At 39.0% G+C, this 8,283-nt stretch carries 8 protein-coding genes; 6 read left to right on the top strand and 2 right to left on the bottom strand.

The window, feature by feature from the left end; all coding sequences use genetic code 11:
• The first annotated feature begins 192 nt into the window (after positions 1-192).
• From E7303_RS17685 to E7303_RS17670, 4 genes are all read left to right on the top strand, one after another.
• The gene (locus tag E7303_RS17685) at positions 193-666 is read left to right on the top strand and encodes a hypothetical protein (protein ID WP_292146781.1); all 474 of its coding nucleotides are present in this window, start codon (positions 193-195) and stop codon (positions 664-666) included.
• Positions 663-902 carry a helix-turn-helix transcriptional regulator gene (locus E7303_RS17680; RefSeq protein WP_074891159.1) on the top strand — a complete coding sequence of 80 codons (240 nt, stop codon included), beginning with the start codon at positions 663-665 and terminating at the stop codon, positions 900-902. The genes E7303_RS17685 and E7303_RS17680 overlap by 4 nt, the downstream gene beginning before the upstream one ends.
• A 148-nt stretch (positions 903-1,050) precedes the next feature.
• Positions 1,051-2,397 carry an MFS transporter gene (locus E7303_RS17675; RefSeq protein ID WP_292146780.1) on the top strand — a complete coding sequence of 449 codons (1,347 nt, stop codon included), beginning with the start codon at positions 1,051-1,053 and terminating at the stop codon, positions 2,395-2,397.
• Between the two features lie 26 nt (positions 2,398-2,423).
• Positions 2,424-3,536 (top strand): helix-turn-helix domain-containing protein, encoded by a 1,113-nt coding sequence (locus tag E7303_RS17670; protein WP_292146779.1) that lies wholly within the window; start codon positions 2,424-2,426, stop codon positions 3,534-3,536.
• Between the two features lie 47 nt (positions 3,537-3,583).
• On the opposite strand, the gene E7303_RS17665 is transcribed toward E7303_RS17670, so the two are convergent.
• Positions 3,584-4,288 (bottom strand): EAL domain-containing protein, encoded by a 705-nt coding sequence (locus tag E7303_RS17665; protein ID WP_292146777.1) that lies wholly within the window; start codon positions 4,286-4,288, stop codon positions 3,584-3,586.
• A 295-nt stretch (positions 4,289-4,583) separates the two neighbouring features.
• Between E7303_RS17665 and E7303_RS17660 the strand changes: the two genes are divergently transcribed.
• Together E7303_RS17660 and E7303_RS17655 are read left to right on the top strand one after the other, a co-directional pair.
• The gene (locus tag E7303_RS17660) at positions 4,584-4,865 is read left to right on the top strand and encodes a DUF6110 family protein (protein ID WP_292146776.1); all 282 of its coding nucleotides are present in this window, start codon (positions 4,584-4,586) and stop codon (positions 4,863-4,865) included.
• Positions 4,866-4,867: 2 nt separating this feature from the next.
• A complete protein-coding gene (locus tag E7303_RS17655) occupies positions 4,868-6,955 on the top strand; it encodes a heavy metal translocating P-type ATPase (RefSeq protein ID WP_292146775.1) in 2,088 nt (695 codons plus the stop codon).
• Positions 6,956-7,010: 55 nt separating this feature from the next.
• On the opposite strand, the gene E7303_RS17650 is transcribed toward E7303_RS17655, so the two are convergent.
• Positions 7,011-8,066: a LacI family DNA-binding transcriptional regulator gene (locus tag E7303_RS17650; RefSeq protein ID WP_292146774.1), complete on the bottom strand. Its 1,056-nt coding sequence runs from the start codon at positions 8,064-8,066 to the stop codon at positions 7,011-7,013.
• Positions 8,067-8,283 lie beyond the last annotated feature (217 nt).

Here is an 8,283-nt window from a genome sequence, read left to right as displayed (position 1 = left end):
GACATACTATTGTTTAATTGGCAAAAGAACTAAAGCAATAGCATAAAGTAGCAATAAAAAGACTCCCTGGATTTTTTTTATATCTTTTTTTACCGAAAATGACTTAAGGTAAAAAGGTACTATATCTTTTCTGACAAGTTTGTGGTAGGTTCAAAGTAGGTAAAGTTATTCGCATTTGAAAGGAGACCTGCCATGAAGAATATAAGACTGGTTCTAATCGGTGAATTGCTACTGTTCATTGCGGTATTTATGATGACTGTATTAGGTGGGAGCTGGGGGATGTCTGCTGTCTTATGGTTCCTTGACTTGCCATCGATACTGCTTATAGTACTAATCTTTGTTCCGGGATTACTTATCATGGGGGAATGGAAGAATTTCTTAAAAGCATTTTCAGTTGGCATCAGGCCATTTAGTTTGTTGGAACTGAAAAATATAATAGGCGCTGTCGATGCGGCACAGAAGCTTACTATATATGCAGCTCTTTTTGCAATAATCATATCAGGGGTTCTGTTGTTGGGACGATTAGACGATCCATATACGATAGGTCCCAATTTGGCAGTCTGTTTTCTGGCCGGATTATATGCAGTTATTATTGAGTTTTTGCTTCTTCCACTGAGGCTGAATGCAGAGCGGAAGATGAATGAAGAAATGGATCTGGGAGAATGACGAAAAATGAGATAACAAAACAGCAGTATCTCAAAGTCGCTCAGAAATACAGCTTTACTAGACGTGAACTGGAGCTGGGCTTTCTGAAGGTGTCCGGTTTTTCAAATAGAAGAATAGCATTTATGCTTGGAATATCGGAGCAGACTGTTAAGAATCATTTTACGCATATTTATGAGAAAGCGTGGGTTCCGGGAAGAAAGGAATTCCAGGAATTGTTTGTAAATAATCAGGACTAACCTGGGGGACGGGGTTAATTACAAGAGTAAAAATAAAACTTTCCACAACGGAAAGTTTTTATTTTACAACTAGTACAACAAGTGTATTATACTAAGTGTGAGTTCCATATAGAATGAAGTCATGAAAACAAGTAAGGAGGCTTCAGATATGGAACAGAACAGGAAAATGTATGGGGAAATCATTAAGGAACGTGAATATAGAAAGCTGATTTTTGCTACGGTTATCAACCGATTTGGTGATTCTGTAGATGCAATCGCTTTTACATGGCTGGTTTATCAGATTACACACAGCGCAGCATGGTCAGCAATAGTTTTTGCACTTAATACACTTCCAAACGTGGTGATTCAGCCCTTTGCCGGAGCTATTGTTGAGAAGATGGACAAGAAGCATGTGATTGTAGCAACACATCTTCTTAGAGCAGTTATTATTACATTGTTTGCACTTCTATATAGAGCAGGCCTGGTGAATGCACTGGTTATGGCAATCTTTACTTTGGTCATCACAACAGTGGAGTCCTTTAATCTTCCTGCAACTTCAGCATTTACAATGCAGGTGGTCAAGAAAGAGCATATGACCTGCGGAATGAGTCTTAATTCCATGCTTTCAAGTGCTGCATCACTGGCAGGTACAGGTGCTGCCGGTGTGATCATTGCAACAGCAGGCGTTACTACAGCAATGATGATTGATGTAGTAACATTTGGAGTTGCAGCGGTGCTTATCATTGCAATGAAGGCTGGGAGAGCAAAAATTACCGAAGCGGCACAGAATGAAGCATCCAAGACAACATCCGCTACCGGAGAAACAGAGAACAAAATAGAGCAGAGTAAAATTGAATTCTTTTTAGACGGCTTTAGATATGTGGCAAGCTCACGAGTTATCTGTAATTATGGTTTACTTGCAGTTGCTCTTAATTTTATGCTCATTCCAATAAACGCACTTCAGGCGCCAATTGCCAGCGAGATATTCAGAATGGGCGGTGAAATCCTTAGTATTGCAGGTGCATTTGCTGCAATCGGAGGTATTGCAGGATCCGCACTCGTACCGGTTCTTTCACAGAAGCTTTCACCACTTAAGATGATAATGCTTGGAACAGCAACGCTTGGCGCTGGAATGCTGGGAATTGCCTGTGGTGGTTTCTTTGTTGGAAATAATATTGCTTGTTATGTGGACGTAGCAGCTTCATTTTTTGTCATGATGGTGGCAGCTTCAATCATAGGCGGTACAATCAATATCCAGTTTATGAAAAATGCTGATCCAAAATATATTGCAAGAGCAGCCGCAGTAATGGGCGCTTGCGGAACGGCATGTATGCCTGTGGGTTCACTTCTTTTAAGCGCAGTTGTGACTAAGGTCAGCACAGGAGCAATTCTTGTATTCTGCGTGATTTTTGCAATAGCTATTCTTGCAATCTTAGTCTTTGTAAAGCCACAGATGGAGATTGAGGAAGGCTCCCTTAGAATTAAAAACGAGAAAGTATCAGCAAGTTTAGGATAAAAATTCTTTCATTAAAGGAGTTTGCAATGCAGATAAAGCTTAATGAAAACATAAAGAAGTACCGAAAGAGCATGAATCTGACCCAGGAAGAACTGGCAGAAGCCTTTGGAGTTACGGTTGGAGCTGTATCAAAATGGGAAAGCGGCAGTAATGTGCCGGATATTCTAACTCTAATGCAGCTTGCAGACTTTTTTAGCATATCTGTCGACGTGCTTCTGGGTTATAGCATGTCATCCAAGAACGTCAAAGACATTTCTGACAGGCTGGATACTCTTTTACATGAGGATAAATATGACGAGGCTATCATTGAGGCAGAAAAAGCACTGGTTAGATATCCGGGTAACTTTAAGATTCTCACAAGCTGTGCGGACACATACCATATCGTTTCATCGATGAAAGATTTGAAGGATTATCGGGACAAAGCAATCGAACTTTATGAGTCGTCTCTTCGCTACATTTCACAGAGTGACAATCCGGAGCAGGAAACCTTTAGCATTAAATTTCGCATAGCAACTATAAAAGGTCGTGATAACCCTGAGAAATCTTTTGAGGAGTTTAAAAAGATAAATTTTAAGGGGATAGCAGACATCAATATAGCTAATATTTTAAGAATGACGGGCAAGCCTGAGGAAGCAATGGAGGTTTATACAAGAGTTCTGGTTTCAATTCTAGTCAAAACCTTGGAGTTTTCTACAGAAATGTTTATGGTGCTGGTTTCTATGGACAATACTAAGGCATACAAGGAAGCTTGCGAGATTATGGATTGGTATATGACTATAGTAGATGCTACCAGTACTGACATGAGCAAGAACAGCTATCTTTCCAAGATGAAGATCATGGGGCTTGTCTTTAAAGCGTTGGTTCTTACCTGTCTCAAAAATGAGGATGAAATGAAAACCTGCATTGATACAGCCTTAGAAATAGCAAAGCAGTACGACAAAAATCCTTCAAATGATTTTGCCGGCAAAATCAAATTCTGGCATGGAAGTAAGGATTATCACATTTCTCTATATGATAATTTTGGTGTTGGAGCCGTGGCCGGCATCGATAATCTTTTTAATATGGGACCTAAAGTGCTGCCTCCTAAGGTTATAAAAAAGATGGAAACAGCGCTTGAATACTGGAATAGCGTAAAATAGACTTATTATGAAGAATTAATATAGGCTGTTCCCAAATACTTTACCCTTTACGATGGTCTTTTCAAATAGTACCCTTGGAAAAAATCTGCTCCTAATTCCTTCATTGTTTCAAACTCGCCTTCGGTCTCGATTCCTTCGGCCACCACGCTTATTTTTCTTGCATGAAATGTATCAATTATTTCGCGCAATTGTTCCTGTCTGTACGTATCTTTATCAATATCGGTCAGTAATGTCCGATCTATCTTTACAATATTAGGTTTAGCAGCATCGATCACATCAAAATTATTAATGCCTGTACCAAAATCATCTATGGCAATCAGGTTATTATTAATATCTGCATATTTTCTTTTTATCTGCGCAATTTCTACTGATAAATAAGGGTATTCCAGTGACTCCAAAATCATTGCATTCTTATGTCCGCCATAGTACGAAATAAAAGCATCAATTTCCTCTTTACTAAACAATTCACTGGGAAATGTATTAATCGATAAGTATTCCTTATATCCCCTGATAAAATATGCTTGAGTTGCACCAAATAAAGTAGCAACCTCTAATACATGTAATTTGTCCTGCTTTTCATATTCCGCTATAAGTTCAGTTACATCCATATCGTGGGGCCTCATAAGTGCTTCCCACGCATAGACAGTCTTTCCATCTGGGTAAAATATGGGCTGAAAGACATAATCTATTTTCAATTCATTTAAAGCAGCCAAGATATCTTTGGATAATGGTAGATCATCATAATAAATCATAATAACTTCCTTGCCTTTACAATTGACCTATTTTTCGCCTCTCTCACAACAATATAGTATCATTTAACGGCCAACAAATAAATGAAATATAGATAAATAATTGATAAAACGGAAAATAAGAAATCAGCCTCCAAAAGAGACTGATAAGTATAACGCTCCATGCTCATAAGCCATCCAAATGCAACTGCTACTAAATGAGAAATATTCTCAGCTGTTAGCAGGGGCTACATTAGTACTTCTTAGATATAATTGTTACACAACTTACTATATTTATATAAATTAGGAGGACAATATTATGTCAGTTTGGAGTACAGTAGGTAAAATTGCATGTGGATTTGTTCTTGGAACAGCAGGAGTAGGGATTCTTGGTAGTAAGGATGCTAAAAAGTGCTATACACACATTACTGCAGCTGCATATCGCTGTAAGGACTCTGTAATGGAAACATATACAAATATTAAGGAGAACTGTCAGGATATCAGCGCTGATGCAAAAGAAATCAACGAAAAGCGCTATAAAGAAGAAAGAGAAAAAGAAATAGCCGATGCTAAGGCTATTCTTGCAAAAGCGGAAGGCTGATTATGAAGTGCAAAATAGAGCATGAGTCCAATGGGCGCATGCGTGTTCATATGCATCAGTGCTATATGACACCGGCTGAAGCTGATAAACTGGAGTACTACCTTAAGGATACATCCGGGGTAAAAAAAGTTTCAGTTAACGAGCGAACAGCCAATGCCATTATCTTTTTTGATAAGGAAAAAAGAGACGATATATTAAAAGCGCTGTCTGACTTTAACTATGAGACATCTCTTGTAAAGGTTCCGGAGCACACAGGAAGGGAGCTCAGGATACAATACGAGGATAGGATGTGTTTTCACGTAATGGAGAGGGTTATAAAAAGACTCTTTTTCCCAGCGGGATTACGAGAAATCTTGACTATTTTAAGGGCAATTCCATTTTTAATCGAGGGTATAAAATCTCTTTTAAAGGGTAAACTTGAAGTGTCGGTACTGGATGCAGCCAGCATTCTGGTTTCACTTATAAGAAGAGACTTTGACACCGCAGGTTCCGTTATGTTCCTGCTGGGCGTTGGAGAAATAATGGATGACTGGACTCATAAGAAGTCAGTGGATGATCTGGCAAGAGCCATGGCTCTTAATGTGGATAAAGTCTGGATAAAGAGCACAGATGGGGCAGAAGTTCTTGTAAGTGTATCTGATGTAAAAGAAAAAGATGAGATAATAATAAGAACTGGAAGTATGATACCTCTTGACGGTGTTGTGACTGATGGCGAAGCATCAGTGAACCAGTCCTCAATGACCGGTGAGTCAGAACCGGTTCACAAGGATCAGGGCGCTTTAGTATATGCCGGAACAGTAGTTGAAGAGGGTGAACTTACAATCAGTGTAACCAAGTCCCAAGGAAGCGGCAGATATGACCGAATTGTAGCCATGATAGAAGAATCTGAAAAGCTCAAGTCAGAATCTGAAGATAAGGCATCACATCTGGCCGACAGGCTGGTTCCATACACCTTTGGGGCTACTCTTTTAACATATCTTGTTACGAGAAATGCTACCAAAGCTACTTCAATACTTAACGTTGACTTTTGCTGTGCACTTAAGCTTGCTATGCCGATTTCTGTGCTGTCTGCTATGAGAGAGGCAGGAGATCATAATATCTCAGTAAAGGGCGGAAAGTTTATGGAAGCCGTGGCAGAAGCTGAGACTATAGTTTTTGATAAGACAGGAACTCTTACCTTTGCTTCACCTAAGGTTACAGATGTTGTTACCTTTGAAGACTATGATAAGGACGAGGCTCTTCGCCTTGCTGCCTGCCTTGAGGAACATTACCCTCATTCAATGGCTAATGCTGTTGTGAAAGCCGCTGATGACAAAGGCCTTTTGCATGAGGAAAAGCATACTAAAGCTACATACATAGTGGCTCACGGCATTGCAAGTACTATAGATGGACAGAAAGTATGCATTGGAAGTTATCATTTTATATTTGAAGATGAGGAATGTGTAATTCCTGATGGTGAAAAAGAGAAGTTTGACAATCTTCCAGCAGAATATTCACATTTGTATCTGGCTATTGGTGGAAAACTTGTAGCTGTTATTCTGATTGAAGATCCGCTTCGGGCTGAGGCACCTGAAGTAATAGACAAACTTAAAAAAGCAGGCTTTAGCAAAGTTGTCATGATGACAGGAGACAGCGACAGGACTGCAAAGGCGGTTGCTGAAAAAACCGGTGTTACAGAGTACTTTTCAGAAGTTCTTCCTGAAGATAAGGCTTCTTTTATCAGAAAGGAGCATGAGGCAGGGAGAAAGGTAATCATGATAGGCGATGGAATCAATGATTCACCGGCTCTTTCAGAGGCAGATGCAGGTATTGCTGTAAGTACAGGAGCTTCAATTGCAAGAGAAATCGCGGATATAACTATAGCTTCTGAGGATCTTGGTGCACTGCTTACTTTAAGAAATATTAGCTGTAAGCTCCAAAGCAGGATTACTTATAATTACAGAACCATACTCATTTTCAATTCATTTTTGATTCTAATGGGAATGCTTGGAGTATTTACTCCGACTATGACTGCTTTTATGCACAATGCTTCAACCATTGGTCTTAGTATGAAGAGTATGACAAATCTTTTGGAAGAAAAAGATAAATGATAAAAAGGGAGCTGGAAAAAATGATTTCTCATTTTTTCACAGCCCCTTTATATTATTAATCCATTTTTGTTGAATCTCTATAGATGAGGTCGGTTTCTGTATAAGTAATTCTGTAGTTTAAGTCTGGCTGTTCAATTCTTGACATTATCAGGTTGGCAGCAGAATATCCTATTATCTGACTGTGGATATGACTGGTAGAAAGAGATGGTGTCATTATCTTGGACTCCGGTGAATCGTCAAATCCAAACAGCTTAATATCTCTTGGACATTCAATTCCCATTTTTCTAAGTCCATACAAAAGATCCAGTGCAACGAAATCGTTGGCACATATGAACAATTCAGGTAATTCTTCCATATTCTCAAGAGCTTTATATAAATAATCTTTGTACTGGCTGTCGTGACTGTGGACTTCGGACAGACAGTATTTTTCGTTGAACTCAAGGTTATTGATGTAAAGAGCTTCTCTAAATGCTGTGAAACGCTCATAGAAGGAGCGGCAGTGAGTTACCTGTCCGACAAATCCGATTTTTGTGATGCCTTTTTTGCTCAGGTCATTTATAACGGTGTAAATACTCGAAGAGTTATCCATTAAAAGAAGATCTGCATTTAAAGGTTTCCAATAGCTTGCTACAGGTGCATCAACCATAAGAACAGGGATTCCCAGATTGCACAGCATTTCACAATAAGGATGATTGAACATCTCAATACACATTATTGCTCTGGTGTTGTCAGGATTAAATGAGAGGGGAAGGCTTAAATCTGCAATGTTGCCTTCGTCAACTCTGTGCATTGTGAGACTGTAGCCCAGAATAGATATCTCATTTTGAAACTTATCGATCATGGTTGATGCAAAATGAGAGTTATTGAGAAGACTTCCGGTGAAAAGAGCTATCTCCCCTGAAGCCTTATTCCTTGCAAAGGAAGGATTTTTTATGTCGGACACTGAATTGGCATATGAGAACTGTTTGTAACCCATATCTATAGCTTTTTCCAAAACTTTCTGTCTGGTGGATTCAGCCAGAACTCCAGTGTTATTTATTGCTTTTGAAACTGTATTCCTAGAAACTCCAAGAGCATCTGCTATGTCCTGAAGTGTGACCTTAGTTGCCATTACATTCTCCGTTTCTCAAGTGATTGTGGGACATACACCCATATCATTATAAAATGTAAAATAAAAGGTGTCAAATGTAAAAATAAAATGATGCAAATGTAAAATAATTATGTTGACACCATATTTTGCTTATGTTATATTCCTGTCTTTGACAGCTTTTTAAAGAAAAAAGTCCTGTATCCCGCTCTGGTAGCGGATTACGGGACTTTTATTAATT

Source organism: Butyrivibrio sp., assembly GCF_015056685.1.
Classification (GTDB): Bacteria; Bacillota; Clostridia; order Lachnospirales; family Lachnospiraceae; genus Butyrivibrio.
This window is presented reverse-complemented; position numbering and strand designations above follow the sequence as displayed.

What these genes read in the sequence shown, in the direction of transcription:
- E7303_RS17670 (WP_292146779.1), top strand. Translation starts at nt 2,424, where the DNA reads ATGCAGATAAAGCTTAATGAAAACATAAAGAAGTACCGAAAGAGCATG.
- E7303_RS17685 (WP_292146781.1), top strand. Translation starts at nt 193, where the DNA reads ATGAAGAATATAAGACTGGTTCTAATCGGTGAATTGCTACTGTTCATT.
- E7303_RS17650 (WP_292146774.1), bottom strand. Translation starts at nt 8,066, where the DNA reads ATGGCAACTAAGGTCACACTTCAGGACATAGCAGATGCTCTTGGAGTT.
- E7303_RS17675 (WP_292146780.1), top strand. Translation starts at nt 1,051, where the DNA reads ATGGAACAGAACAGGAAAATGTATGGGGAAATCATTAAGGAACGTGAA.
- E7303_RS17655 (WP_292146775.1), top strand. Translation starts at nt 4,868, where the DNA reads ATGAAGTGCAAAATAGAGCATGAGTCCAATGGGCGCATGCGTGTTCAT.
- E7303_RS17665 (WP_292146777.1), bottom strand. Translation starts at nt 4,288, where the DNA reads ATGATTTATTATGATGATCTACCATTATCCAAAGATATCTTGGCTGCT.
- E7303_RS17660 (WP_292146776.1), top strand. Translation starts at nt 4,584, where the DNA reads ATGTCAGTTTGGAGTACAGTAGGTAAAATTGCATGTGGATTTGTTCTT.
- E7303_RS17680 (WP_074891159.1), top strand. Translation starts at nt 663, where the DNA reads ATGACGAAAAATGAGATAACAAAACAGCAGTATCTCAAAGTCGCTCAG.